Here is a 24,290-nt window from a genome sequence, read left to right on the forward strand (position 1 = left end):
ATTCAAGGTTATCTACTGTACGGTAGGATCCCGGACGAAGAAAGGAGTTTGATGAAATGTTTCCAGGAGAATTTATTCTGAAGGATGAGGAAATAGTTTGTAATGCTGACAGGTCTGCCTCAAAGCTCAAGGTCATTAATATTGGAGACAGACCGATTCAAGTTGGCTCGCATTATCATTTTTATGAAGTGAATGATTCATTGGAATTTGAACGCGACGAGGCTTACGGAAAGCGGCTGAATGTTCCGGCGGGGGCCGCGGTCCGTTTTGAACCTGGTGATGAAAAAGAAGTAGAATTAATTGATTATGCAGGAAAACGGGAAGTTTATGGTTTTCATAATAAGGTGGATGGACCATTGAAAGGCAGTGATAAATAATGAGTTTTAAGATGCCCAGAGACCAGTATGCCCAAATGTACGGGCCGACCACAGGGGACTCTGTCCGTTTAGCGGATACGGATTTATTTATTCAGGTTGAGAAAGATTACACAACCTATGGGGAAGAAGTTGTATTCGGCGGTGGAAAAGTCATTCGCGATGGAATGGGCGAACATCCATTAATTACACGCGAGGAAGATGAGCGTGTCCCGGATACGGTTATTACGAATGCACTTGTACTCGATTATACCGGGATTTATAAAGCGGACATTGCCATCCGTGAAGGAAATATCTCGGGAATCGGCAAGGCGGGAAATCCACTGGTTCAAAGTAATGTTGATATTATTATCGGTTCAGGAACTGAGATTATTTCCGGAGAGGGTAAAATTCTTACTGCTGGGGCGATTGATACGCACGTTCATTTTATTAATCCGGATCAAGTTGATGTTGCACTTACGAATGGAACGACAACAATAATTGGCGGTGGTGCCGGTCCCGGTGCAGGTTCAAGGGCGACAACGGCAACACCGGGACCATGGCATATCAGCCGGATGCTTGGGGCATTGGAAGACTTTCCGATTAATGTTGGATTGACCGGAAAAGGCCATGCCGCTTCAGATAAGCCTTTGGCAGAGCAAATTCTGGCTGGTGCAATCGGGCTGAAAATACATGAGGATTGGGGCGCAACGCCGTCCGTCATCGATCATGCATTACGGGTTGCTGATAAGTATGACGTACAAATCGCTTTGCATGCGGATACGTTGAACGAGGCAGGATTTTTTGAAAATACCATGAAGGCCATCAATGGTCGTGGTATCCATATGTATCATACAGAAGGTGCTGGCGGCGGACATGCTCCCGATTTAATTAAATCTGCCGGGATGATGAATGTACTGCCAGCTTCAACAAACCCAACTCTTCCATATACAGTTAACACAATTGATGAACATTTGGATATGGTCATGGTTGCACACAATTTAAATGCATCTGTTCCTGAGGATATTGCCTTTGCAGATTCACGTATTCGATCCGAAACAATTGCAGCGGAAGATATTTTACAGGATATAGGTGTATTCAGTATTGTGAGTTCGGATGCACAGGCAATGGGACGCATCGGGGAAGTTGTGCTCAGAACCTGGCAAACAGCCGATAAATTGAAAAAACAACTGGGAACGATGGAGGGTGACAGCGAATACGTGGATAATAACCGGGCTAAACGCTATGTTGCCAAATATACCATTAACCCGGCTATCACGCATGGCATATCGGATTATGTCGGCTCGATTGAAGTCGGTAAAATGGCTGACCTTGTACTTTGGGATCCGAAATTCTTTGGTGCAAAACCGGATATGATTATTAAAAACGGGATGGCAGTCACTGCCTTGATGGGTGACCCGAATGCAACCATTCCAACCCCACAACCGATGATTTACCGCCACATGTTCGGGGCGATAGGAAAAGGGTTGACAAACAGTTCAATTACTTTCGTATCACAAGCAGCTTATGATGATAACATCAAGGAAAAATTGGGGCTTGAGAAGATTATTCTGCCGGTGCATGGTATCCGTCAACTTACTAAAAAGGATATGAAGCTTAATTCCGAGACACCGGATATTGATGTTGATCCACAAACATACGAAGTGAAAATTAATGGTGAGCTTATCACCTGTGATCCGGTTGATACAGTGCCAATGGGGCAACGTTATTTCTTGTTTTGAGGTGAATGAAATGATTATTGAGGAGATTGTAACAAATATAAATGATCTTAGTCCGGACGAACGAAATAAACGGCATTTAGAAAAGGTACATTTGGAAAGTGCAGACTTGATGAAACGTATCCAGCGTGTGGAAACCGACCATGGCAGGGATTTGGGAATACGCCTTAAAAACCCGCATGATTTAGAGGCTGGCGATGTACTTTATATGGATGATCAGAATATTATTATGGTTGAAGTTAAGCGTGACGATTTATTGATTATTCGACCGCGAAATATGTATGAGATGGGTACGATTGCCCATCAGCTGGGCAACCGGCACCTTCCAGCCCAGTTTGAGGGTGAGGAAATGCTTGTGCAGTATGATTATCTCGTGGAAGAGTTGTTAGTTGAACTCGACATTCCTTTTATACGGGAAGACAGAAAAGTTAAACAAGCCTTCCGTCATATAGGACACAGTCATGGATCATAATGTGTTGTCATTGTTCCAATTATGCGATTCGAATTTTCCGACGGGTGCTTTCAGTCATTCATTCGGACTGGAAAGCTATATTCAGTCAGATAAGGTATGTGATCAGACAACATTTTCAGATTGGCTGGAGGTTTATCTGATGGAACAGTTAGTATATGCTGACGGGTTGGCAGCGAGAATTGTTTATGACGCTTTGGATGATGAAAGCCTCGATACCATCTGGAAAATGGATCGCTTATTGACAGTACAAAATATTGCACGGGAAACAAGGGAAGGTACCCAGCAGATGGGAAAACATATGGCGAAAATCGCGGAATCAATTTATGGTGCCCCAATGCTTTCCTTATATAAGGACCGAGTCAGGCAAAAGAAAGCATTTGGACATTCAGCTATCGTGTTCACAATGGCTGGACATCATTTGAACGTTCCAAAACAAACAACCATTTTATATTATCTATATTCAACGATTGTCAATCTTGTACAAAACGCTGTGCGGGCTATTCCATTAGGTCAAACAGCCGGACAAAAAATTATTTATTCGTTTCGGCCAAAACTGCAGGCCGCAGTCAACAAAATTGAACAATTGGACGAAATGGATTTCGGGGCAATATCGCCTGGAATAGAATTATCACAGATGCAACATGAGCGGGTGAATGTAAGAATTTTTATGTCTTAGTAAGTTAAACGGTATAACTCTAATAAAAGGATGTGATTGATAATGGAACCAATTAAGATAGGAATTGGAGGACCTGTGGGAGCGGGCAAAACAGAACTGGTGGAGAAAATAACCCGTACATTGAATGAAGAAATCAGTATGGCGGTCATAACCAATGATATTTATACAAAGGAAGATGCTAAAATACTGAATGAAAATGGCGTTCTTCCAGAAAACAGAATCATTGGTGTGGAAACCGGCGGATGTCCGCATACTGCGATTCGTGAAGATGTGTCAATGAATTCCGAAGCGGTGGAAGAATTACAGGATAGGCACCCTGATGTTGAGCTTATTTTTATCGAGAGCGGCGGGGATAATTTAGCGGCTACATTCAGTCCGGAGCTTGTTGATTTTTCAATTTATATTATTGATGTTGCCCAGGGCGAAAAAATTCCCCGAAAAGGCGGACAAGGGATGATAAAATCCGATTTGTTTATCATCAATAAGACTGACTTAGCCCCATTTGTCGGTGCCAACCTGGATGTTATGGAATCAGATACAAGAGTGTTTCGCGGAAATAAACCGTTTGTATTTACAAATTTAAAAGATAATACCGGTCTTAATGAAGTGGTTGATTGGATTAAGGACAATGCATTGCTGAGAGGTTTAGAACAAGATGTCTGATTGGACAGGAATCCTTGAACTCGATGCAGAAAAACGTCACGGAAAAACAGTTACGAAAAACCTGTATTTTCAAGGCGCCTTTAAAATCATGCGACCCGTTTACCACCATAAATCCAGCCACCCCAGTTACTATGTTCTGAACCCGGGTGGCGGATATCTGGATGGTGACACATATCGGATGAGAATTGCACTTGGTGAAAAGGCTAAACTCACTTTAACAACTCAATCGGCCACAAAAATATATAAAACACCAAATAAACGTGCATACCAGGAGGCTGAATTTCATCTTGAAGAAGGAAGTTACCTGGAGTATCTTCCCGATCCTTTAATAGCATACAAGGATGCGCGATACTTGCAACGAAATATTTTTCATATGGCAAAAGGGGCAACATTGCTTTATTCTGATATTTTGACACCTGGATGGTCGCCGGATAGAAGTGATTTCAGTTATGATTCTTTGCGGCTGGTCAATGAATTTTATATGGTTGGGGAGCTTATCTCCTACGATCATATTAAATTGAATCCGGAAGAACAGCATATGAGCGGGATAGGTTTCATGGAAGGATATACGCACTTGGGATCTTTTATCGTAATAAGTGATAAGGTTGACTCCGAACTTGTTGATCAACTATATGAGATGCTGCAACAGGAACCGGAAGATTTTAAGGCTGGAATCTCAGAACTCGCTGTTCCGGGCTTTACCATAAGGGTATTGGCAAACTCAACACAGATAATTGAGCGAATTATTTCAAAAAGTCACCATATAATAAGTCAGGAATGGTTTCAAACTAAACCAAGTTTTCTAAGAAAATATTAAACTGTTCAGCCCGGCAAACCATTGAAAGGATTGTCGGGCATTCTAAAGATGCCTTATTGAATATTTATATAATTTTTCACAACGTTTTTAGAAGATTGCAAGCAATGGGGGTTGAAAGAATGAAACGTGGAATTATGCTTTTAATTATGTCTATTATGATGATCAGCACTTTATCTGCTTGTGCCGGAAAAGAAGATGACGGATCAAAATCTGCTTATAACGCGAAAGATGAATTGATTTTGGCGATAGGCGGGGAACCGGAAAATGGGTTTGATCCGACAACAGGATGGGGCAGATATGGATCACCGCTTTTCCAAAGTACATTGTTGACGTACGATAAAAATTTTAATATCAACAAGGACTTGGCTGTTCGTTACAATGTCAGTAACAATGGATTGGAATGGACGGTGAAGATCCGGGATGATGTGAAGTTTTCGGATGGTAAACCTCTTACAGTAAAAGATGTCGTTTTTACATATAGAACAGCTAAAACGAGTAATTCTGTAATTGATTTGACGAATGTGAAGCATATCGGGAAAACAGGTCCGCAAACGGTCAAATTCACGTTGAAACAGCCGGACTCCACTTTTATTTATCACCTAACAACCATTGGGATTGTACCGGAACATGCATATAGTGACACGTATAATGAGCATCCGATTGGATCGGGACCGTATCAATTAGTGCAATGGAACAAAGGCCAGCAGCTGATTGTAAAAGCAAATCCATATTATTACGGGGAAAAGCCTTATTTCAAAAAACTTACTTTCTTATTTTTATCACAGGATGCGGCCTTTGCGGCAGCAAAGGCCGGTAAGGTTGATGTTGTGTCGGTGCCTCCAGTATTTGCAAAAGAAAATGTACAGGGAATGCGTCTTGTTGAATTGAAAAGTGTTGATAACCGGGGTATCATGCTCCCTTTTGTACCTGATAAAGGAAAAACGATTGATGGGGCGCCAATTGGCAATGATGTTACCGCCAATCGGGCAATCCGTAAGGCTTTAAATATTGCCGCAGACAGACAGGCATTGGCAAATGGGGTATTGGAAGGATATGGCACACCAGCTTATACAGTTGCAGACCATTTACCATGGTGGAATCCAAAAACGGAAATTGCCGGTGGGAACATACAAAAAGCAAAGGCGATTCTCGAAGATGCCGGATGGAAGGTCAATGATGATGGGGTGCGGGAAAAAAATGGACTTAAAGCTAAGTTCACATTATATTACCCTACAGGTGATCAAATCCGGCAATCCCTGTCAATCGCTTTTGCGGATATGATGAAACCTTTGGGAATTCAAATCGAAACAAAAGGGAAAAGCTGGAATGAATTAGAAAACGTAATGCATGCCAATCCTGTCATGATGGGCTGGGGAAGTCATAATCCTTTGGAAATATATAACTTGTTCAGCAGTAAAACGAAGGGCAAAGGTTTTTATAATGCAAATTATTACTCCAACCCTGTGGTGGATACTTATTTGAATAAAGCCATGCATGCAACAACACAAAAAGAGGCAAACAAGTATTGGAAAAAGGCACAATGGGATGGAGATACTGGTTTTTCTGCCAAGGGAGATGCCCCGTGGGTTTGGCTGGTGAATCTAAAACATCTTTATTTCGTAAGTGAAGACCTGGTAATCGGTGAACAAAAAATTCAGCCTCATGCACATGGTTGGCCAGTAACAGAATTTGTTGAATCATGGCATTGGAAAAGATAGAAAGTAGGCAGGAAATTGCAATGAAACAAATCATAATGTACGTCCTGAAAAAATCTGTGAAACTAGTAACATTACTTATTACAATCAGTATATTATCTTTTATGCTTGTAAGTTATTCACCAATCGATCCAATCCGAGCTTATATCGGGGCGGATATAACGAAGGTGAGTCCGGAGCAAAGAGAAAATATTGCTGAATACTGGGGTCTGGATGAATCCAAGCCGAAGCAGTTTATAAACTGGGCGAGTGCTGTTCTGCACGGCAATCTTGGAACGTCTGTCATATATCGTGATTCTGTAGCAGAAATCATTGCGGAACGCTTCCTTGCATCCTTGGCATTGATGGGAGCTGCCTGGTTTTTGTCAGGTGTCATCGGGTTTTTACTGGGTATAATTGCAGGTATGCGTGAGGGGACAATAATAGATCGAATCATCAAGGGATACTGTTTCACACTTGCTTCGACACCGGCATTTTGGTTAGGTTTGTTGTTTTTAATGCTTTTCTCGGTATGGCTTGGCTGGTTTCCAGTTGGGCTGGCATCTCCAGCCGGTATCGTAACGGAAGATGTAACATTAATAGAGCGTGCCAGACATATAGTTTTGCCTGCCTTGACTTTGAGTATTGTTGGTGTTGCAAATGTAGCACTGCACACAAGACAAAAATTGGTTGATGTGCTTAATAGTGAGTTTGCCCGATTTGCCAAAGCAAAAGGAGAACGAGGGTTTTCACTGCTTTGGCGTCATGGGCTGCGAAATATTTCACTGCCGGCAATCTCGCTTCACTTCGCCTCTTTCGGAGAACTGTTTGGAGGTGCAGTGCTGGCAGAGCAGGTATTTTCCTATCCTGGTCTAGGTCAAGCTGCGGTACAAGCTGGTTTGGGCGGTGACGTGCCGCTCCTGTTAGGTATTACTCTATTTAGTGCGCTGTTTATTTTCGTTGGTAATCTGATTGCTGATTTATTGTATCAGGTGATCGATCCGCGGATTAGAAGGGAAGGATTCCAATGATCGATCGAGCAACCATAAAAACAGAATCAATCAAGCGCATCAGCAGACTCAATCCCCAAAAAAAAGCTGCAGCAACTATTGTAATTGCAATACTCTTGTTAGCGGTGATGGTTGCATTTGGAATGTTTGTTGGGCCGGAAAATCAGGGAGTGAATTTTCAAATTAAAAATAATGAACCGTCGTTTTCCCATCCTTTTGGAACGGATTGGCTGGGCAGGGACATGCTTATACGGACGGTAAAAGGACTTACACTTAGTCTTGGTGTTGGGATATTGGCTGCATCCATAAGCGCGGTTATTGCATTGGTCTTAAGTCTGCTTGCTGCCTCGAATAAAATGATGGATTCGATGGTGACGTGGCTCATCGATCTATTTCTTGGAGTACCGCATATTGTGATCCTAATATTAATTTCGTTTTCCGTTGGCGGGGGGTTTAAAGGGGTTGTTATTGGTATTGCATTAACCCATTGGCCAAGCTTGACCCGCTTACTTCGCGCAGAGGTTCTCCAAATAAAAAACACGGAGTATGTGGCTGTTTCCAAAAGTTTTGGGAAATCGCGTTTTTGGATTGCTGTACATCATGTGCTGCCACATTTAATTCCTCAACTTGTAGTAGGCTTTATTCTGCTGTTCCCACATGCCATTTTACATGAAGCGGCGATTACCTTTCTGGGATTTGGATTGTCATCCGAACAACCGGCAATTGGTATCATTTTATCTGAATCAATGCGGTATTTATCCACTGGTATGTGGTGGTTGGCATTCTTTCCGGGCTTATCGTTATTGGTAATGGTTGGAATTTTCGATATGCTGGGGCGAAATGTGCGGAAATTGCTGGATCCCTTCAATGGCCAACAAATCTAAAGGAGTTGAAATAATGACGACTGCACAAAATAAATACAAGCAAGCTTATACGCATAAGGTGCATCCGCTCTTTGAGGTGAAAAACCTTTCCCTCTCATTCCGGCAATATCAGAAAGGGTTGAAGGAATCAGACATTGACGTAATCACCAACTTTGATTTATCAATTAATGAGGGGGAAATTGTTGCGATTGTTGGTGCCAGCGGTTCCGGAAAAAGTTTATTGGCAGATGCAGTTTTAGGTATACTTCCGGAAAATGCAAAAGTGAATGGTACGATAAATTTTAATGGAGAAAAACTTTCGGAGGAACAACAAATTCGTTTGCGCGGCCATGCTATTTCACTGATTCCCCAATCCATAAATGCGCTTGACCCGTTAATGAAAACAGGTAAACAGGTGCAATCTGTCATCAAAAGCAAGGATAAAAAGGCAATTCAAGAACAGGCTTTTCAGCAAGTTGGTTTATCTCCGGAAACCGGGGAACGTTTTCCGTTTGAATTATCCGGCGGCATGGCAAGAAGAGTATTGGTATCGATGGCGATGGTGAGTGATGCAAAGCTGGTTATAGCTGATGAACCTACACCCGGATTGGATGAATATGCACGTGGGGAAACAATCCGGCTCATCAAGCAGCTGGCTGATCAGGGGAAGGGTATTATGTTTATTACGCATGATATTGATGCCGCTTTGCAAATTGCGGATAAAATTGCTGTTTTCTATGCAGGACAAACAGTTGAGATAGCAAATGCCAAAGATTTCAGTGGACAAGGAGAAAACTTAAGACATCCATATACGAAGGCATTATGGAATGCGTTACCGCAAAATGATTTTATCCCCCTTAAGGGAAACCAGCCATTGCCGGATGAAAGGATACCGGGATGTGTTTTTGAACCAAGATGTCCCATTGCAACAAACCGCTGCAAACAAAAAAGACCCGAGCTTTTAAATGTAAAAGATGGGATGGTAAGGTGTTTTTATGCTTGAAGTAAAAGGAATCAGCTACCGCTATGATAACGATTCTGCCTTATTCAATCAAATTCATATCAACATTAACCCTGGCGAAATAGTTGGCTTATATGGAAAAAGCGGTTCAGGGAAAACGACGATGGCGAAAATAATTGCCGGTTATTTTAAACCTGATAAAGGTTATATAAAGGCAGATGATAAGCATTATCCGATTAAAGGACCTCAGCCTGTGCAATTAGTGTGGCAGCATCCGGAAAGAGCAGTCAATCCGAGATGGCGAATTAAAAAGATACTTTTCGAAGCGGGTCAGCCAAGTCCCGAATTATTAAACGATTTGGGGATTAGTCAAGCCTGGTTAAACCGCTTTCCGAGTGAACTTTCGGGCGATGAATTGCAACGCATCTGCCTTGCGCGTGCACTGTGCTCAAAAACAAAATACTTGATAGCTGATGAAATGACCACGATGCTGGATGCAACGACACAAGCACATATATGGAATGTCATACACCGATTGGCAAAGCAGCATAACCTTGGTATACTTGCAATCAGTCATGAACTGCACCTATTGAGACGGGTAAGCAGCCGTGTTATCAATTTTGATGAACTTGTAAGAAAGCCGTGAATAGGAATACGTATTTTAGGGTAAAGCAATAAGTAAATCAGACTTGTGAGGTGTATTTTGATGGATAATTTTGAGGTCAAAAAAGTATATGAGAAACGGACATATGAACGTCATCGTTTTAGTTTTTCATTGAACGGCAAAGAGTTTAAAGGCAACTTTCATGAAAATGGAATCCAATGGCTGCATCCCCACCCCAAACAAGATGTTGATGCGGATCATTTGGAATGGATCGAGGGTGAAATTTACCGATTAGTTGGTGAAGATGACACTCTGGATGAAGTTGATGATATTGAGGTAAAACCATTTCTGGCAGATCAATCACATGAAGCACATCAATTCAAATTAAAAATCGATGATGAAGAATTTAAAGGTATTATCCGTAATGGGAACTTGGAATGGTTCCACCCGAAACCAAGACGTAAGGTGAAGGATGAAAAAGTGGAAAAGGCGGAGAAGAGAATACATGAAAAGGTCAAAGAACAGAAAGAGGGATAAGGCGAAAGTCTGTGAGCGTGCACTTTTTATCAGGTACAACGCTCACTATTTTTTATGGCCCGTCAATTTTTGTTTTGCCTTAAATTGCTTTCGCTGATAAGTGGAAAAGATAACTCCGCCCACAATAAACAGTGACCCTGTTATCTCTATCCCGGTAATTGGCTTGGCAAGCAATATGAATCCCGCAATCATTGCCACAAAAGGTTCCAAATTGGACAATACAGACGCTTTTGAAGCATCAACATAGCGAATGTTGCTATTCCAAACAAGCGTAGCTATACCGTGGACGGTAACAGCAGTTCCGATGAGCAGCCCCCAATCAAAAACGGTATTGCCGATCCGCAGTGGGTTGTCCAGTATAAAGACAAACGGAACAGACACAATAAATCCAACGATATTTGAATAAAGGGTTATCGTCAGCGGGTCCATTCGTTTGGAAAGCGATCTTGTCATAATAATCATAATGGCGAATGTCACCATTGTCAGAACAATCCATAACAACCCTTTATCAATATATAGAGAGGATAAGCTTCCCTTCGTGACAACAAGGTAGATTCCGATGATTGCAAAAACGGATCCTGCCAGCATACGTATTGTTAATTTTTCTTTCAGGAATATGGCAGCTAAAAAACCGGTCAGAATCGGAGCGGTTGCCAGTACGAGAGCAGATGTTGTTGGATCGGCTGTTTCCAGTCCAACAAAAAAAGACCATTGATTAATGAATACACCAATAATCCCCAAAATGATAACTGCAAGCCAATCTGCTTTATTCAATCGTTTTACATGTTTTTTAAAGCAGGATATACCCGCCAATAATAACACGATAAAGAAAAGCCTTAATGATGTCAGCAGAGTCGGCGAGAAGTCCTGAACCAGGATTTTTCCAAACACAAAATTGCTTCCCCAAACGATGACACAAAACGTCAGCCAAGAATACGCTTTTAACATTTATAATACGGTCTCCTTACTTCATATAACAACTTTTATATTGTAAACCTTTCGATATGTTCTGTATACCTTTTTGCCCGGAAAAATCATGGATCCATGGTATTCACTAGGTGACGGCAATTTAATGCACGTGACCGAAATAGGATTGCATGCCTGTCACATGACAGATTATGATCACATCGTTAAGGCACTTGACATGATTACTGTAAATGGAGCAAAAACACTGGGCATTACTGCGGATTATGGTGTAAAAGAAGGTAATACAGCAAATTTGATTGTCATTGATTCTGATTCAGAGTATGAGGCAATTCGTACGCAGGCACCTGTACTTTATTCAATCCGGAATGGGGAAATCATCGTACAAACAAAACCTTCCGAGACGACGATGAACATCTCCTTGTAATCGGTGGAGCTTAGAGGTTATTAATATTTTTGCCGGGAGAACTTGGTGATTGCCTAAAAAGCGTTTTCTCCCGGTATCATTTATTTTGCGTTTTCTGATTGATTCCTGCCAGATAAAAACCATCCAATAACCGCGATTGCAATTAGTACCCCCCAGAAGATAATTGTCCATACAGTACTGTGCGGGAATGACTCAGGCAATACTCCGACATTCTCATGGGAAAGTGTAATTACAGCCAGTTTCACACCGACCCATGCAACGATAAGGAAAGCAACCGTTTCGAGACCAGGACGTTTATCGAGAAGTTTTGTAAACCAGTCTGCTGCGAATTTAATTAAGATTAATCCCGCTACTGTACCGGCAACAATGATGGCAAATTGTCCACCATCCAAACCGCCGAATTGAGGGAGGGGTGTTTTTGGCAATGTAACTGCAAGCGCAACAGCGGCAAGGACGGAGTCAATTGCGAATGCAATATCAGCTACACCGATTTGTGCTACTGTACCCCAAAAACCGGAATTTTTTTCCGAACGATCATCTTGCTTTCCCTTTGAACTGAAATATGCCTTATAAATATGTTTTCCGCCTATATAAATGAGGTACGCCGCACCAATCGCCTGTACTTGCCAAACATTTGCCAAAAATGATATAAGAAAGATAGAAGCAAATCGGAAAATAAATGCACCCAAAATACCATAATTGATTGCCCGCTTTTTTTGATCATCGGGTAAATGCTTCGCAATCACTGCGATGACGAGTGCATTGTCCGCCGATAGTATTCCTTCCAAACCGATTAATATCAATAAAGTCCATGCGTATTCTATCCATATTGTGTCCATTACATTTGACACCTGCCTTCAAATAAAAAATAGGATTGCACTTGTAGTATAAATAAATTTCCGCTTAATATGCAATGACTGTCATCAGGTTGTCCATCAGGTAACAACTAAAAATTGTAATCCAGAAGTATTCCACTCCATATTTCATGGTAATATGAATTTATGAATGGAATCTATATTTAGGGAGGAATTTTTGAAATGGCAATACAAGTGACGCCTTATTTTATGATGGATGGAAATGCCAGAGAAGCCATCCGATTTTACGAACAAACATTGGAAGCAACCGTTCTTTCTGTTCAAACCTATAAAGACGTGATGCCTTCTTGTCCTACCGCAATAGCGGAACAAGTGGCACATGCATTGTTAAAGGTTGGTGATGATGAACTCCTATTTTCGGATACACCCGGACCGCCAATTCAAAAAGGCAATCAATTGATGATGAGTATTTCAACAGACAGCCCGGAGAGGACAAAGCGGATATTTGAAGCATTGAAGAAGGGCGGCAAGGTTAATCAGCCACTAGAAGAGACGCCATTCAGCCCGGCATTTGGAAATGTAACCGATCAATTTGGTGTAACGTTTCAACTTGTAACAGAAAAATCATCTTAAGCATAAGTGCGATTATTCGCAGTATCACGCTTAAATTAAATGGAGTGCATGTTTGCCGGCACTCCATTTAATTTAAAGTGCCATGTATCCGGTTTTTCCAATAGACGGGTTGGATCAACGTTATGGGTAAGGGAAAGGTTACATTAATGCTAAACATTGAGTTGAAATAGGAAGAGTTGTTGGGAAAAGGACTATTGTCAGTTTGCTGTATTAAATTGGGAGGGATTTTACTATCCGAACTTTGTGGTCTAATCCTTCTTGTTTATTACATACATTGACATACATAAAAACACCATAACATCTCTCTATTCATTAAATTCCCCAATGGGATTGAATACGTTGATTCATGTTTAAGCCCGTTTGGCATAAACTTGTAAATTGTTTCGGAATAAGCAATCTTCTGCGTCTTTAAATAGGTATATTACTTGCATTGTATTGGTATCGTAAAAAAATATGATGTAGTCTTTTTCCTTGTCGATAATTTTTAAGCCGAATGGAAGGTTTGGGTAGGGACTGATCACGATTTCTTCCAGCTCAACGAACTTCTTTATGCAATTAAATACTGCATCATAGGACAAAGCAACTTCACCTCCTATCAATCTATGTACGTTCTTTTCCCCAAAAACATAGATGTAATCTTATTTCGACAAGATCAGTGTAATTTAGAACATCTTTTTCAATAAAAAACCGCAGATAAATTCAGCAATTTAAGAGAAACAAAAACAAAATCAAGTTGGTAGAATAAAAGAAAAATAGGCCAGGAGGATTCGTATGACAAAAGTAATTCAGAATATCGTTCCACATTTATGGTTTGACAAGGAGGCGAATGAAGCAGCAACCTTTTATGCTTCCGTATTCCCTGAATCAAAGGTTACGAATGTAACAACACTTCACGATACACCATCAGGAGACGCACATTTAGTTTCGTTTAAATTATGGAATGAAACGTTCATGGCAATCAGTGCAGGACCTTATTTTAAATTCAATCCGTCGGTATCTTTTATGGTTAATTTTGACCCGTCACGGGAAAAAGACGCAAGTGAAAAAATAAATGAGGTTTGGAGCAGATTCTCTGAAGGCGGTACAGTGTTAATGCCGCTTGCTTCGTATCCGTTCAGTGAGAAGTATGGCTGGATCCAGGATAAGTATGGTTTGTCTTGGCAGTTAATCCTTACAAATCCGGAAGGTGAAGAACGGCCGGAAATTATACCGTCGTTTATGTTTGTGGGTGATAACTGCGGTAAAGCAGAAGAGGCGATTAATTATTATCTGTCTGTATTTAAGAACTCAAAAGAGGGGCATATTGCTCGCTACCCGCAAGGCATGAAACCTGATAAAGAAGGAACAATTATGTTTTCTGATTTCATGCTTGAAGATCAGTGGTTCACCGCAATGGACAGTGCGGGGGATCATAGCTTCCATTTCAATGAGGCAACTTCATTTATGGTATATTGCGACACACAAGAAGAAATTGATTATTACTGGGATAAGCTGTCCGCCGTTCCGGAGGCCGAGCAATGCGGTTGGCTGAAAGATAGGTATGGAATATCCTGGCAGATAGTACCCAGGGAAATGGATGAGATGATGGCAGACGGTACCCCGGAACAAATTGCGCGCTTTAATAAGGCAACTCTTAATATGAAGAAACTTAATATTGCGGAATTAAAGAAAGCATACAATGCATAAAGGCCCGTTGGTGTTAAAATTTCTGAAAAGTATGGTATGCTTATTTAAGCGTTTCAAACCAGGGGGATAAACTTGAAAAAGAAAATAGATGAGAATCAAATTCATGAAAAACATTATAATGAAATTTATGAACAGGTAAAAAGGGATCCGTATGCACAATCACTTGGAATTGAATTAACCGACTTCAAGGCGGGATTTACGGAAGCAATGTTAGTCGTGCAAAGCCATATGGTTAATGCCCATGGGACTGTTCACGGGGCAATCATATACGCATTGGCAGACCACGTTTTTTCGGTTGCCTTCAATGCATATGGTAAAATTTCTGTCGGCCTTTCAACAACAATCCAGTTTATCCGGGCAGCTGAAGCTGGTGACAGAATCACAGCCCGGGCAACTGAAATTAGAAGGAATTATCGAACCGGATTTTATAGAATTGATATATGTCACCAGGATGATTTAATCGCGACAATGGATGCAGTATCATACCGGAAGGATCATTATTTTATTGAACTGGAAGAAAAGTGGTAATGAAAGCGGAGTGAAGGGTTTGAACTTCACTCCGTTTTGTACTGATGGGGAATCTTACTTTTTATTTTGCTTCTTATCCAAAATGGACCTTAACTCTTTGATTTCTTCTTCCGACAGGTCTTCATCCTGAATAAATTGAACGAGCATCGATTTTAAGGTGCCGTCATAGATTCGTTTTACGAAGGATTCTGTTTTTGCACGCTGACATTCGTCCTGGGAGTAGAGCGGATAGAACGTATATATCCGACGATCTTTATGAACACCGACAACCTCTTTTTTTGTAAGCCGATCTAACAAGGTACGTACGGTCTTCGGCTTCCAGTTCGTATGTGCCGGCAAGGATGAAATGATTTCATTTGCTGTTTGCGGCGCTTTTGCCCAAAGCACCTTCAATACTTCCCATTCTGACTCTGAAATAGCGGGTATTTTATTTGTCACGTGGATCCCTGCCTTTATTTTCTAATAAATACCTTTGTCTTTCAAAATGGATTTTGTAATCTTCGCAGCTGTACTGCCGTTTGCATGATGGCTGTTTTCAATATTGGCTGCAAAGAAATAAGTGTTGTGTTCCGTTTCTGCAAATCCAATGAACCAGCCATTCACATTTTTTCCATTGACTGTTCCTGTACCGGTTTTGCCATAAAGGGCTGCTTGGTCTTTGGTCTCTAACTTGATGGCTTCTTTTACGAATTGAATATTCTTCTTATCAAATCCAAATTTGTTTGTGTAAAAGTTTTTGAGTAACTGCACCTGTTCAATTGGCGAAATTTTTAAAGAAGATTCAAGCCAATAGCTTTCAATTCCGCCGGACACATTTTGATTCCCATAATTCAGTTGATCAAGATATGCTTGAATACTTTCCATTTGAACCAACTTATCCAGCCTTTGAAAGTACCAGGTTACGGAGTTTTCCATCGCTGTAAATAAGTTTTGATTTTGGTTCCAGGTGTTGTACGGATATGTTTTGCCATTCCACTTCATGGAGGTCTGATGTCTCGTGATTACACCGGATTCCAATGCGAATAATGCGCTGTATATTTTATATGTGGAATTCGGTGATACCCGTAACGTGCTTTTATCTTTATTATAGATATGGTATTGTGCTTCCCGCAAATCATAAATTACAAAGCTGCCATCATAGTCTTTGAAAAATCCGCTTAAATCTTCATATATCGTATGTTTTTTATCGAAGGTGATCCGATTATCACTATAAGGCATTGCAGAAGCAATCGGAATTTGGCTTGTGACAATTCCTGCCAGTACTATAAAAATCAGCATGCTTTTCAGTTTTAACAGTTTGGATTCTTTTGTGAAGTCCGCAATTCGTTCAATCCGCTTTTTTAACTGTTTTTTTGACCCGGCAAACTGGTTAACGATTGCGAAATGCCTTGAATGATAGGATTTATCTACAAAATTAAGAATCGTGTTCCCGTAGGCTGCATGCTGGTTTTCTTCAAGCATTGTTAGGACGGCTCTGTCACAGGCGATTTCACGGTCCAGACGCATTTCCTTGAAGGCAATCCAGATTAATGGATTAAACCAGTACAAAATCTGGAACAGGATGACTATATAATTCGTGGCAATGTCTTTATATTTAATGTGATTCAGTTCATGCAGCAAAATGTATTTCAAATCTTTCATAGACATCCAGGCTTCCGCATGTTGTGGCAGGATAATGTATGTTCTAAACATGCCGAACGTCAGCGGTGACTTAATAAGTGGTGATTTCACCAATATAATCCGACGCGAAATATGAAGGTGTTGTTTACTTTGTTCGAGTAATGTGAGCACCTCTTTATTTTTAACGATGCTTGCAGATGTCTTGATTTTTCGCAGTTTAAACCAGGCGTTCATTGTCAAAGCAATCATGCCGAGCATTCCTAAAATCCATATAATGGTTACGATATAGTTTGAAAATGTAAGGTCAATCCGGGTAACAGATGTTGAAAAATCGTGCATCCAATTTCCATTTTCCGATGCAGGATTTTCTGATGCAGTGTTGATTGGGGACGTATTGTTTTGTGAAGTCCCATTCCATGAGAATTCACCCCCGAAGTTCAATAATTGTGCCGGCAGGAAGGGAATTATTAATGCAGTCAGTAAAAGAAACCATAAATTATATTGCCATTTGGATGTCAATTGATTTTTAAAAACCTTCCGGATAAGCATAATTGCAGTGACTACAAAAGAAGATATGAACATGCATACAGCCAGTTGGGGGACAGACATCTGTTTTCATCTCCTTTATTGCGAAGTTATTAACTCAAAGTACCTTAATTCTGCCATGGCGTCAAATATGAATTTTTTATGAATAATAGTGTATGCAGCAGGTAATTCCCGCAGCATGCAAGAAATAAAAGAATATCATAATATGGAAAGGAGGTATTGTGTATGAGTGAAAAACATAATGATTTCATCGGCGATATGATGCGGGAAAATCAGGACGACTATAACAATTTACCTGGAAAAGGAAAACCATTGCCGAAAGAAAATTTGCAGATGGACACCTTTCAGCGTTTTCAAAAGACAGCAAAAGATGCCGGTTTTTTGCCGCCATGGTTAAAACTGCAAAAAGAAATAGCTTCTTTATTAAAAACAGCAAAAACAGAAAAAGATTTGGAAGACATAAACTCGAAAATTAAAAAACATAATCGTATCTGTCCCATACCCATGCAAAAAAATTTGGTCAGTTTCGTAAATTTGGAAAAGGCAAAAGACAATTGGAGCGAATGAGGATTATATGAAGGGTCACACATGCCAGATTCGATTGACATGTGTGATCCCGAATTTCTTATTGTAGAGCGTTCAGCGTAATTTCAGCAGCCTTTGCAACCAGTGCGTCGTCATATTCGGCGTCCTCTTTATTGTGCCGGGACATAACCGCGATGACGATTGGTTCTCTGTTCGGCGGCCAAACAATTGCAATGTCATTTCGTGTGCCATAGCTTCCGGCACCGCTTTTGTCACCAACTTTCCATCCTTCAGGCGCACCTGCACGTATCAGTGCGTCTCCCGTTGCATTTCCTTTCATCCAATCGATAAGTAATTCACGCTTATTTTTTGAAAGAAAATCACTTAGGGCGACTTTTTTCAGATTAGCGGCCATGGCTTTTGGTGTGCTGGTATCACGCTTGTTACCCGGTTTGAATTCGTTTAACTCAGTTTCGTAACGTTCCGGCTGGGTAACATCATCACCGATGTTGCGTAAAGCTTGCTCAAATTTATCGGGACCCCCGATCGCTTCAAGCAGGAGGTTCCCGGCGGTGTTATCGCTTTTACGGATGGCTGCTTCACTTATTTCCAGCAATGTCATACCATCATCCACGTGTTTCTCGGTAACCGGGGAATAGGTAACCAGATCATCCTTCGTGTACGGAATAACTCTTTCAAGTTCTTGGATGTCGTTTTGCTTCAGCAAGATTGCTGCAGCCAAAACTTTAAATGTGGACGTGTAGGCGAAACGCTCATTTGGATGGTATGCGACAGTTTGTTTCGTACCTGTATCGATTGCATAAACACCGATTCGGGCGTCGAATTCATTTTCAAGCTGGGCAAATTTTTCATCTTTACTAATTCTTTGCTTTGATTTTTTACCTGTGTCAGATGACGCATCCGTCTTACTGTCTGCATTAGCGCATGCGGTAAGTGTTGTTAATAACATTAATGAAATGAACAATGTAAACATGCAGGTGCTGGACTTCAATGAAAATCTTCTACTCACAAGAATACCCACTTTCTATTGGATTGTTTAAATATCCCGTTTACCAATCGTTTGCGGAAGTTATCAATACCTCCTTTTTAAATCACTGGATTACATCTGTAGTTCAATATTACACATGTAGTCTAAAGGGTGTCAACCCAAAATATAAAAAAGAAGCCTGAAATTATCCTCGAGGTGTCGGAATTAAGGTGAATGATACAGGGAACACGGGAAGGTATTGATTTTAATGATGAAGGCAGATGTGATTTATGGAAGCACGATTTCAAAAATAACGGAGGGGTTATGATACAGGAGTCTGAAACGAAGCGAATGGTTCCATCTAAAAATAATTATATCCCCCGCCTGATTGGCAGGGGATATTAGATTAACATAAAGCAGTTTTATTCTTAAGCCTCGGAAACCCTTTTTTCCACATCAACATTCAGAAATTTTTCGGATGTCAAAGCTGCCACACCAAGTGCAGTTGAGTGCGTGTTCAGTTCAGAAAAATAAATATTCATATCGTCATGCTGATACCAAAGTGTATGTGTTTTCATTCTTTGTTCCAATGTTTCTTTCAGCCATTTCTCCGAAGCAGCAATCCGATTTCCAATTATTATTTGGTCAGGATTGAAGATGTTAATAATATTGTTTACCCCAATCCCCAGGTAATCGCCAACTTTCTCAAATAATTGTATTGCTGCTGGATTATTATTTTCTGCAAAGTCGTTAAGATCCTCCAGGGTAAGTTCTTTATCGCTGGCGGTTGGCAGGTCTGAATGTTTAGCTGCGTTCAATAAAGCCTGTTCCGAAGCATATAATTCCCAGCATCCTTCATTACCGCAACGGCATTTTAGCCCGTTTGCCTGGATTGTCATGTGTCCCAATTCCCCCGAAAAACCGTTACTGCCTTTATATAACTTTCCATTTAGAATAAGTCCTACACCAATTCCAATCCCGGCACTAATATAAATTATGTTTTCAAAATTTTCACCTGCTCCGAACCTTTTTTCACCATATGCTCCAGCATTTGCTTCATTTTCAATGGTCACGGGGATATCATACTTTTTTTCCATGACTGTTTTTAAATCAACATTTTTCCATCCCAGGTTCGGTGCAAGGAGGATTTCATCTTTAGTACTTACTGTTCCGGGAACACCTATCCCAATTCCAATAATGCCGTATGGACTTTTCGGGGCAGAGGCTGTTAGAAAGTCAATTATTTCGAATAATTTCATTTCGATTTCTTCATATGATAATTCATTATGATTCATTTTCTTTTCGCAGTGTATGTTTCCTTGGAGATCGGTTAACGTTCCAAGTAAGTAATTAACTCCCAGATCAATACCTATTGAAAATCCGGCTTCTTCATTGAAATGAAGCATTACAGGTCTTCGTCCACCACTTGATTGCCCTGGACCAGATTCACTGATTAACTGTTCGTTAAGCAATTCATTGACCAGGGACGAAACTGTCCCTTTGTTCAATCCAGTATAGTGGGCGATATTTGCGCGGGAAATAGGGGAGTAAGTCATAATTGTATGAAGTACTAGCGATTTATTTCCTTTTTTAACAACAAATTGGTTCCATGTTTGATTTTGTCCCATAAGAATATCATGCTCTCCTTTATCCACCGAATAAACTATCCTAAACCGATTACTTTTCCATTATTATAACCTATTTATATTACCAAACAAACGGGTTCGTATAGGATCATTAAATTTCATTATAAACTTTGTTCATTCGGTAGACAAACGATGGTTATTTTGCTATTCTATAAATGCATGATTTAGTAAGCGTTTACAATAAAAGGGGGAGAAGTATATTGAAGAATAAAGCGGTAGTTTTGTTTGCTGTCTTATCGTTTGTTTTGCTTGTACTTGCCGGATGTTCAGGCAGTGGGGGAGAAGACGGTGAAAGTGGCGGCAGTGAAGCGTCAGCTGATCAAAAGACAATTGAATTTATGCATTTATGGCCTGAAGGAAGTTCAAAAGATCATTATGAGATTGTAAATAAAATCGTCAGTCAGTATGAAGAAAAGAATCCTGGAGTAAAAGTAGACCTTGAAATCCTGGGTAATGAACAATACAAGGAAAAATTGAAAGTACTATCCTCTTCAAATCAGCTGCCTGATGTTGGGATGACGTGGGCAGCGGGGTTTATGACACCATATATTGAAGGAGATTTGTTCGCTCCATTAAATGATGTTCTGAAAAACGGACTAAAGGACAAGTTTGTTCCAGGAACAACAGATGCCTATAGTTTTGACGGTAAAACATATGGACTTCCATTGGAATTGAATATAGCGCCAATTTTTTATAACAAAGCAATCTTTGATGAATATGGATTGGAAATTCCGAAAACGTATGATGAATTCAAAAATGTTGTTAAAACACTCCATGAAAATGATATAACACCAATCGCTTTAGGAAATAAAGACCGGTGGACAGGGTCATTATGGTATATGTACCTTGCGGACCGCATTGGAGGCTCCAAGACCATAACAAAAGCCATTAACCGAAAAGGGTCCTTCGAAGATCCAGCGCTCATCAAAGCAGCAGAAGAAATTCAAAATCTGGTGGAAATGGACGCATTTAATGAAGGATATAACGCTTTGTCCGATCAGGAAGCAAAAAGTCTGTTTATGAATGGTCAGGCGGCAATGTATCTAATCGGCTCCTGGGATCTTCCAAACTATACTACAAATGAGCAGGTACCACAGGAGTTCAGGGATTCCGTTGGCTTCTTTAATTTCCCGACTGTTAACGGAAATGGCGACATGAACAGCTGGGTAGGCGGGCCTGGAGTTGGTTTGTTTGTGGCCCAAAACTCTGATGTGAAATCAGAGGCAAAAGATTTTGTATCTTTCTTCGTTAAGAAATGGGGACAGCAGGCTGTCGCAGATGCAGGTGTAATACCAGCGACAAAAGCGGATACCAGTTCTGTCGACCTTCCACAAATGTATATTGATGTTTTGGATGAGTTGAATAAAGCTAGTAATATTACTTTATTTGCTGATGTTCAAATGCCTCCTGATGTAGCACAAATTCATTTGGATGCTATACAGGCATTGTTTGGCGGGGAGATGACACCCGAGAAATTTGTGAAATTGCAGGAAAAAGCACTTGCAGAGGGAGAATAAAATTGTTGGGCAACTAGCCCATCCTATTTAGGGGCTGCCAAATATTCGGCGGCTTTTTTTCTTTTGATATATCTATTGGTGAGAATTTAAATTAACTTTGTTTATCCACTAGACAAACAGTAGAGGTTTTGATATTCTAAACATGAACTTACAAACTTTCAAACTATTGAAAGTAATTTTCAAGCTTTTTTATCAACTAAAAAGAAAGCGATTTCAACATGACGAAGTATTCCGTTGGCTACGGTGAGGGATATGAGGCGCTTTGTAATCGAAAATTGGTTGAGCGCTTTAATAGATAAATATTTGGGGGTGAAAGAATTGAACAAAGTTATGTCCAACAAGCTAATGATAGCATTGTATATCCTTCCCGCATTGCTGCTTGTGGCACTCTTAATTTACATTCCGTTATTTCTGAGCGGGTATTATGGGTTAATGGAATGGAATGGGATCGGTGATATGACCTTCATTGGATTAGAAAATTATATGACTGCCATGCAGGATGAAAAGTTCTGGGAAAGTGCAGGACACTCTTTTTTACTCGCACTCTTCTCTGCACTTAGTTTACTTATCTACCTGGCAATATCACTAATTTTGGCTTCCAAAATAAAAGGTGCAGGTCTGCTTAGAAAAATCTACCTGATTCCAATGCTATTGTCTTCAGTGGCAATCGCACAACTTTGGATTAAAGTTTACAATCCCGCAAATGGTATTTTAAACAGTCTTCTGGGATATATTGGCATTGAAGAAACACCTGTATGGCTTGGGGATCCTGATGTAGTATTGTATGCCATTTTTATTCCGATTCTTTGGCAGTATGCGGGTTTTTATATCCTCATTTATTATGCTGCATTAAAGAATATCCCTGAATCACTGATAGAGGCAGCCAAAATCGATGGTGCTTCTCCTATTCAGATAGCATTCAAGGTAAAGCTGCCACTTATTATGGGCGTATTCAAAGTTACAATTGTACTTGCTATTGTCGGGTCTTTAAAATATTTTGACCTGATTTATGTTATGACCGGCGGCGGGCCAAGCGGAGCGAGTGAAGTAATGGCTTCCTATATGTATAAATTGGCATTTTCCACTTCTGAATTTGGTTATGGCAGTGCAGTAGGCTTTCTTCTGTTGATCATTACACTGATTGTCACCTTTTTCATTAGAAAATTAACTGCAACCGATGATGAAATCCAGTATTAAAAGGAGGTAAAACCATGAATCGAATCGGATATTTGTTTCTTTATATATGCCTAGGGATTGTAGGTTTGTTCCAAATTTTCCCGCTGGTGTGGCTCGTCTTGTTTTCGCTGAAGGATACCAGGCAGATTTTCGGAAGCCCCCCGCTTTCCCTTCCGGAAGAATATCAATGGGAAAACTATATTAAAGTATGGCAGAGCGATATAGGAATCTATTTTTTTAATAGTGTGTGGTACACGGTAGTGGCTATTATTTTAACGGTCGTGTTAGCGAGTATGGCTACTTTTGCTATTACACGGATGCGATGGAAGCTAAGCTCCTTTGTACTTGGTTTATTTATGGTTGGATTGATGATACCGATTCATTCAGCATTGATTCCGCTTTTCAAAATGTTTCTGAGCGTTAATCTGATTGATAACCCGTTGTCCATTATCATAACGTATACGACGTATAACCTGCCAATAACAATGATGATTTTACTCGGATTTTACTATACATTGCCCCGGGAAATTGAGGAAGCGGCAATTATTGACGGCTGTTCAATTAACAGATTGTTTTTCCGGATTATTTTGCCAATGACTACACCAGTTATGTCAACTACTGTCATTATCAATATGATTTACAACTGGAATGAATTTGTGTTTGTCAATACGTTTATCAGTTCGGACAAGTACAAAACTTTGACAGTCGGTATACAGAACTTTGTTGGACAATATATGACGGATTGGGGAGCAATTGGTGCGACCCTTGTTATTAGTATTGTGCCGATTCTGATAGCGTTTCTGTTTTTCAGTAACAAGGTTGTGGAAGGTATTTCCGCAAGTGCCGTAAAAGGTTAAATTTAATGAAGGG

Annotated in this window: 28 protein-coding genes; 21 read left to right on the forward strand and 7 right to left on the reverse strand. The window is 40.4% G+C overall.

The window, feature by feature from the left end; all coding sequences use genetic code 11:
* Positions 1-56: 56 nt before the first annotated feature.
* From B1K71_RS07145 to B1K71_RS07200, 12 genes are all read left to right on the forward strand, one after another.
* Entirely contained in the window at positions 57-377 is a 321-nt protein-coding gene (locus tag B1K71_RS07145) for an urease subunit beta (protein ID WP_077325477.1), read from the forward strand.
* Positions 377-2,095, forward strand: a complete 1,719-nt coding sequence (ureC, locus tag B1K71_RS07150) for an urease subunit alpha (protein WP_077325479.1) — start codon at positions 377-379, stop codon at positions 2,093-2,095. Before B1K71_RS07145 ends, ureC begins: the two co-directional genes overlap by 1 nt.
* A gap of 10 nt (positions 2,096-2,105) precedes the next feature.
* Complete coding sequence (gene ureE / locus B1K71_RS07155; protein ID WP_077325481.1) at positions 2,106-2,564, forward strand: urease accessory protein UreE; 459 nt, start codon at positions 2,106-2,108, stop codon at positions 2,562-2,564.
* On the forward strand, positions 2,554-3,240 hold the full coding sequence (locus B1K71_RS07160) for an urease accessory protein UreF (protein WP_077325483.1): 687 nt from the start codon (positions 2,554-2,556) through the stop codon (positions 3,238-3,240). Before ureE ends, B1K71_RS07160 begins: the two co-directional genes overlap by 11 nt.
* A gap of 42 nt (positions 3,241-3,282) precedes the next feature.
* Positions 3,283-3,903, forward strand: a complete 621-nt coding sequence (ureG, locus tag B1K71_RS07165; RefSeq protein WP_077325485.1) for an urease accessory protein UreG — start codon at positions 3,283-3,285, stop codon at positions 3,901-3,903.
* Entirely contained in the window at positions 3,896-4,720 is an 825-nt protein-coding gene (locus tag B1K71_RS07170; protein WP_077325487.1) for an urease accessory protein UreD, read from the forward strand. Before ureG ends, B1K71_RS07170 begins: the two co-directional genes overlap by 8 nt.
* Positions 4,721-4,839: 119 nt before the next feature.
* Positions 4,840-6,438 (forward strand): ABC transporter substrate-binding protein, encoded by a 1,599-nt coding sequence (locus B1K71_RS07175; RefSeq protein WP_077325489.1) that lies wholly within the window; start codon positions 4,840-4,842, stop codon positions 6,436-6,438.
* A gap of 20 nt (positions 6,439-6,458) precedes the next feature.
* Positions 6,459-7,445: an ABC transporter permease gene (locus tag B1K71_RS07180; RefSeq protein ID WP_077330099.1), complete on the forward strand. Its 987-nt coding sequence runs from the start codon at positions 6,459-6,461 to the stop codon at positions 7,443-7,445.
* Positions 7,442-8,308, forward strand: coding sequence for an ABC transporter permease (locus tag B1K71_RS07185; protein ID WP_077325491.1), 867 nt, complete (start codon positions 7,442-7,444; stop codon positions 8,306-8,308). The genes B1K71_RS07180 and B1K71_RS07185 overlap by 4 nt, the downstream gene beginning before the upstream one ends.
* Positions 8,309-8,321: 13 nt before the next feature.
* A complete protein-coding gene (locus tag B1K71_RS07190) occupies positions 8,322-9,290 on the forward strand; it encodes an ABC transporter ATP-binding protein (RefSeq protein WP_077325493.1) in 969 nt (322 codons plus the stop codon).
* Positions 9,283-9,894: an ABC transporter ATP-binding protein gene (locus B1K71_RS07195; protein WP_077325495.1), complete on the forward strand. Its 612-nt coding sequence runs from the start codon at positions 9,283-9,285 to the stop codon at positions 9,892-9,894. Before B1K71_RS07190 ends, B1K71_RS07195 begins: the two co-directional genes overlap by 8 nt.
* A gap of 60 nt (positions 9,895-9,954) precedes the next feature.
* Positions 9,955-10,389 (forward strand): HicA family toxin-antitoxin system, encoded by a 435-nt coding sequence (locus tag B1K71_RS07200; RefSeq protein ID WP_077325497.1) that lies wholly within the window; start codon positions 9,955-9,957, stop codon positions 10,387-10,389.
* 45 nt (positions 10,390-10,434) lie between these two features.
* On the opposite strand, the gene B1K71_RS07205 is transcribed toward B1K71_RS07200, so the two are convergent.
* A complete protein-coding gene (locus B1K71_RS07205; protein WP_077325499.1) occupies positions 10,435-11,337 on the reverse strand; it encodes a DMT family transporter in 903 nt (300 codons plus the stop codon).
* Positions 11,338-11,425: 88 nt separating this feature from the next.
* Between B1K71_RS07205 and B1K71_RS07210 the strand changes: the two genes are divergently transcribed.
* Entirely contained in the window at positions 11,426-11,740 is a 315-nt protein-coding gene (locus tag B1K71_RS07210; protein WP_139343313.1) for an amidohydrolase family protein, read from the forward strand.
* An 80-nt stretch (positions 11,741-11,820) separates the two neighbouring features.
* Here the strand turns inward: B1K71_RS07210 and B1K71_RS07215 are convergent, their stop codons facing one another.
* Complete coding sequence (locus B1K71_RS07215; protein WP_077325501.1) at positions 11,821-12,579, reverse strand: TerC family protein; 759 nt, start codon at positions 12,577-12,579, stop codon at positions 11,821-11,823.
* A gap of 198 nt (positions 12,580-12,777) precedes the next feature.
* On the opposite strand from B1K71_RS07215, the gene B1K71_RS07220 reads away from it, so the two are divergent.
* Positions 12,778-13,188: a VOC family protein gene (locus B1K71_RS07220; protein ID WP_077325503.1), complete on the forward strand. Its 411-nt coding sequence runs from the start codon at positions 12,778-12,780 to the stop codon at positions 13,186-13,188.
* A 350-nt stretch (positions 13,189-13,538) separates the two neighbouring features.
* On the opposite strand, the gene B1K71_RS07225 is transcribed toward B1K71_RS07220, so the two are convergent.
* On the reverse strand, positions 13,539-13,766 hold the full coding sequence (locus B1K71_RS07225) for a hypothetical protein (RefSeq protein WP_077325505.1): 228 nt from the start codon (positions 13,764-13,766) through the stop codon (positions 13,539-13,541).
* Between the two features lie 193 nt (positions 13,767-13,959).
* Here B1K71_RS07225 and B1K71_RS07230 point away from each other — a divergent pair, with 193 nt between their 5' ends.
* On the forward strand, positions 13,960-14,874 hold the full coding sequence (locus tag B1K71_RS07230) for a VOC family protein (protein ID WP_077325507.1): 915 nt from the start codon (positions 13,960-13,962) through the stop codon (positions 14,872-14,874).
* Positions 14,875-14,946: 72 nt separating this feature from the next.
* Positions 14,947-15,402 (forward strand): PaaI family thioesterase, encoded by a 456-nt coding sequence (locus B1K71_RS07235; RefSeq protein WP_077325509.1) that lies wholly within the window; start codon positions 14,947-14,949, stop codon positions 15,400-15,402.
* A 54-nt stretch (positions 15,403-15,456) separates the two neighbouring features.
* Here the strand turns inward: B1K71_RS07235 and blaI are convergent, their stop codons facing one another.
* Together blaI and B1K71_RS07245 are read right to left on the reverse strand one after the other, a co-directional pair.
* Positions 15,457-15,840: a penicillinase repressor BlaI gene (gene blaI / locus B1K71_RS07240; RefSeq protein WP_077325511.1), complete on the reverse strand. Its 384-nt coding sequence runs from the start codon at positions 15,838-15,840 to the stop codon at positions 15,457-15,459.
* 21 nt (positions 15,841-15,861) lie between these two features.
* A complete protein-coding gene (locus tag B1K71_RS07245; protein ID WP_077325513.1) occupies positions 15,862-17,631 on the reverse strand; it encodes a BlaR1 family beta-lactam sensor/signal transducer in 1,770 nt (589 codons plus the stop codon).
* Positions 17,632-17,793: 162 nt separating this feature from the next.
* Between B1K71_RS07245 and B1K71_RS07250 the strand changes: the two genes are divergently transcribed.
* Entirely contained in the window at positions 17,794-18,135 is a 342-nt protein-coding gene (locus B1K71_RS07250) for a DnaJ family domain-containing protein (protein ID WP_077325515.1), read from the forward strand.
* A gap of 58 nt (positions 18,136-18,193) precedes the next feature.
* Here B1K71_RS07250 and bla read toward each other — a convergent pair whose 3' ends face one another.
* Positions 18,194-19,123 (reverse strand): class A beta-lactamase, encoded by a 930-nt coding sequence (bla, locus tag B1K71_RS07255; protein WP_245799197.1) that lies wholly within the window; start codon positions 19,121-19,123, stop codon positions 18,194-18,196.
* A gap of 192 nt (positions 19,124-19,315) precedes the next feature.
* Here bla and B1K71_RS19855 point away from each other — a divergent pair, with 192 nt between their 5' ends.
* Positions 19,316-19,486 (forward strand): hypothetical protein, encoded by a 171-nt coding sequence (locus tag B1K71_RS19855; protein ID WP_175631860.1) that lies wholly within the window; start codon positions 19,316-19,318, stop codon positions 19,484-19,486.
* Positions 19,487-19,509: 23 nt separating this feature from the next.
* Here the strand turns inward: B1K71_RS19855 and B1K71_RS07260 are convergent, their stop codons facing one another.
* Entirely contained in the window at positions 19,510-20,709 is a 1,200-nt protein-coding gene (locus B1K71_RS07260; protein WP_077330101.1) for an ROK family transcriptional regulator, read from the reverse strand.
* A 215-nt stretch (positions 20,710-20,924) separates the two neighbouring features.
* Between B1K71_RS07260 and B1K71_RS07265 the strand changes: the two genes are divergently transcribed.
* From B1K71_RS07265 to B1K71_RS07275, 3 genes are all read left to right on the forward strand, one after another.
* Positions 20,925-22,244: an extracellular solute-binding protein gene (locus B1K71_RS07265; protein WP_245799374.1), complete on the forward strand. Its 1,320-nt coding sequence runs from the start codon at positions 20,925-20,927 to the stop codon at positions 22,242-22,244.
* A gap of 318 nt (positions 22,245-22,562) precedes the next feature.
* A complete protein-coding gene (locus B1K71_RS07270) occupies positions 22,563-23,441 on the forward strand; it encodes a carbohydrate ABC transporter permease (RefSeq protein WP_077325521.1) in 879 nt (292 codons plus the stop codon).
* 14 nt (positions 23,442-23,455) lie between these two features.
* Positions 23,456-24,277 carry a carbohydrate ABC transporter permease gene (locus B1K71_RS07275; protein ID WP_077325523.1) on the forward strand — a complete coding sequence of 274 codons (822 nt, stop codon included), beginning with the start codon at positions 23,456-23,458 and terminating at the stop codon, positions 24,275-24,277.
* Positions 24,278-24,290: the final 13 nt, after the last annotated feature.

The sequence above is a fragment of the Virgibacillus siamensis genome (assembly GCF_900162695.1).
Taxonomy (GTDB): Bacteria; Bacillota; Bacilli; order Bacillales; family Amphibacillaceae; genus Lentibacillus; species Lentibacillus siamensis_A.

Excerpts from the sequence above, each read along its gene's own strand:
- B1K71_RS07180 (WP_077330099.1), top strand. The coding sequence starts at position 6,459 with ATGAAACAAATCATAATGTACGTCCTGAAAAAATCTGTGAAACTAGTA.
- B1K71_RS07185 (WP_077325491.1), top strand. The coding sequence starts at position 7,442 with ATGATCGATCGAGCAACCATAAAAACAGAATCAATCAAGCGCATCAGC.
- B1K71_RS07215 (WP_077325501.1), bottom strand. The coding sequence starts at position 12,579 with ATGGACACAATATGGATAGAATACGCATGGACTTTATTGATATTAATC.
- B1K71_RS19855 (WP_175631860.1), top strand. The coding sequence starts at position 19,316 with ATGATACAGGGAACACGGGAAGGTATTGATTTTAATGATGAAGGCAGA.
- B1K71_RS07230 (WP_077325507.1), top strand. The coding sequence starts at position 13,960 with ATGACAAAAGTAATTCAGAATATCGTTCCACATTTATGGTTTGACAAG.
- B1K71_RS07195 (WP_077325495.1), top strand. The coding sequence starts at position 9,283 with ATGCTTGAAGTAAAAGGAATCAGCTACCGCTATGATAACGATTCTGCC.
- B1K71_RS07220 (WP_077325503.1), top strand. The coding sequence starts at position 12,778 with ATGGCAATACAAGTGACGCCTTATTTTATGATGGATGGAAATGCCAGA.
- B1K71_RS07190 (WP_077325493.1), top strand. The coding sequence starts at position 8,322 with ATGACGACTGCACAAAATAAATACAAGCAAGCTTATACGCATAAGGTG.
- ureC (WP_077325479.1), top strand. The coding sequence starts at position 377 with ATGAGTTTTAAGATGCCCAGAGACCAGTATGCCCAAATGTACGGGCCG.
- B1K71_RS07245 (WP_077325513.1), bottom strand. The coding sequence starts at position 17,631 with ATGTCTGTCCCCCAACTGGCTGTATGCATGTTCATATCTTCTTTTGTA.
- B1K71_RS07175 (WP_077325489.1), top strand. The coding sequence starts at position 4,840 with ATGAAACGTGGAATTATGCTTTTAATTATGTCTATTATGATGATCAGC.
- B1K71_RS07145 (WP_077325477.1), top strand. The coding sequence starts at position 57 with ATGTTTCCAGGAGAATTTATTCTGAAGGATGAGGAAATAGTTTGTAAT.
- B1K71_RS07160 (WP_077325483.1), top strand. The coding sequence starts at position 2,554 with ATGGATCATAATGTGTTGTCATTGTTCCAATTATGCGATTCGAATTTT.
- B1K71_RS07260 (WP_077330101.1), bottom strand. The coding sequence starts at position 20,709 with ATGGGACAAAATCAAACATGGAACCAATTTGTTGTTAAAAAAGGAAAT.
- ureE (WP_077325481.1), top strand. The coding sequence starts at position 2,106 with ATGATTATTGAGGAGATTGTAACAAATATAAATGATCTTAGTCCGGAC.
- B1K71_RS07210 (WP_139343313.1), top strand. The coding sequence starts at position 11,426 with ATGGATCCATGGTATTCACTAGGTGACGGCAATTTAATGCACGTGACC.
- ureG (WP_077325485.1), top strand. The coding sequence starts at position 3,283 with ATGGAACCAATTAAGATAGGAATTGGAGGACCTGTGGGAGCGGGCAAA.
- B1K71_RS07170 (WP_077325487.1), top strand. The coding sequence starts at position 3,896 with ATGTCTGATTGGACAGGAATCCTTGAACTCGATGCAGAAAAACGTCAC.
- B1K71_RS07275 (WP_077325523.1), top strand. The coding sequence starts at position 23,456 with ATGAATCGAATCGGATATTTGTTTCTTTATATATGCCTAGGGATTGTA.
- B1K71_RS07200 (WP_077325497.1), top strand. The coding sequence starts at position 9,955 with ATGGATAATTTTGAGGTCAAAAAAGTATATGAGAAACGGACATATGAA.
- B1K71_RS07205 (WP_077325499.1), bottom strand. The coding sequence starts at position 11,337 with ATGTTAAAAGCGTATTCTTGGCTGACGTTTTGTGTCATCGTTTGGGGA.
- B1K71_RS07250 (WP_077325515.1), top strand. The coding sequence starts at position 17,794 with ATGAGTGAAAAACATAATGATTTCATCGGCGATATGATGCGGGAAAAT.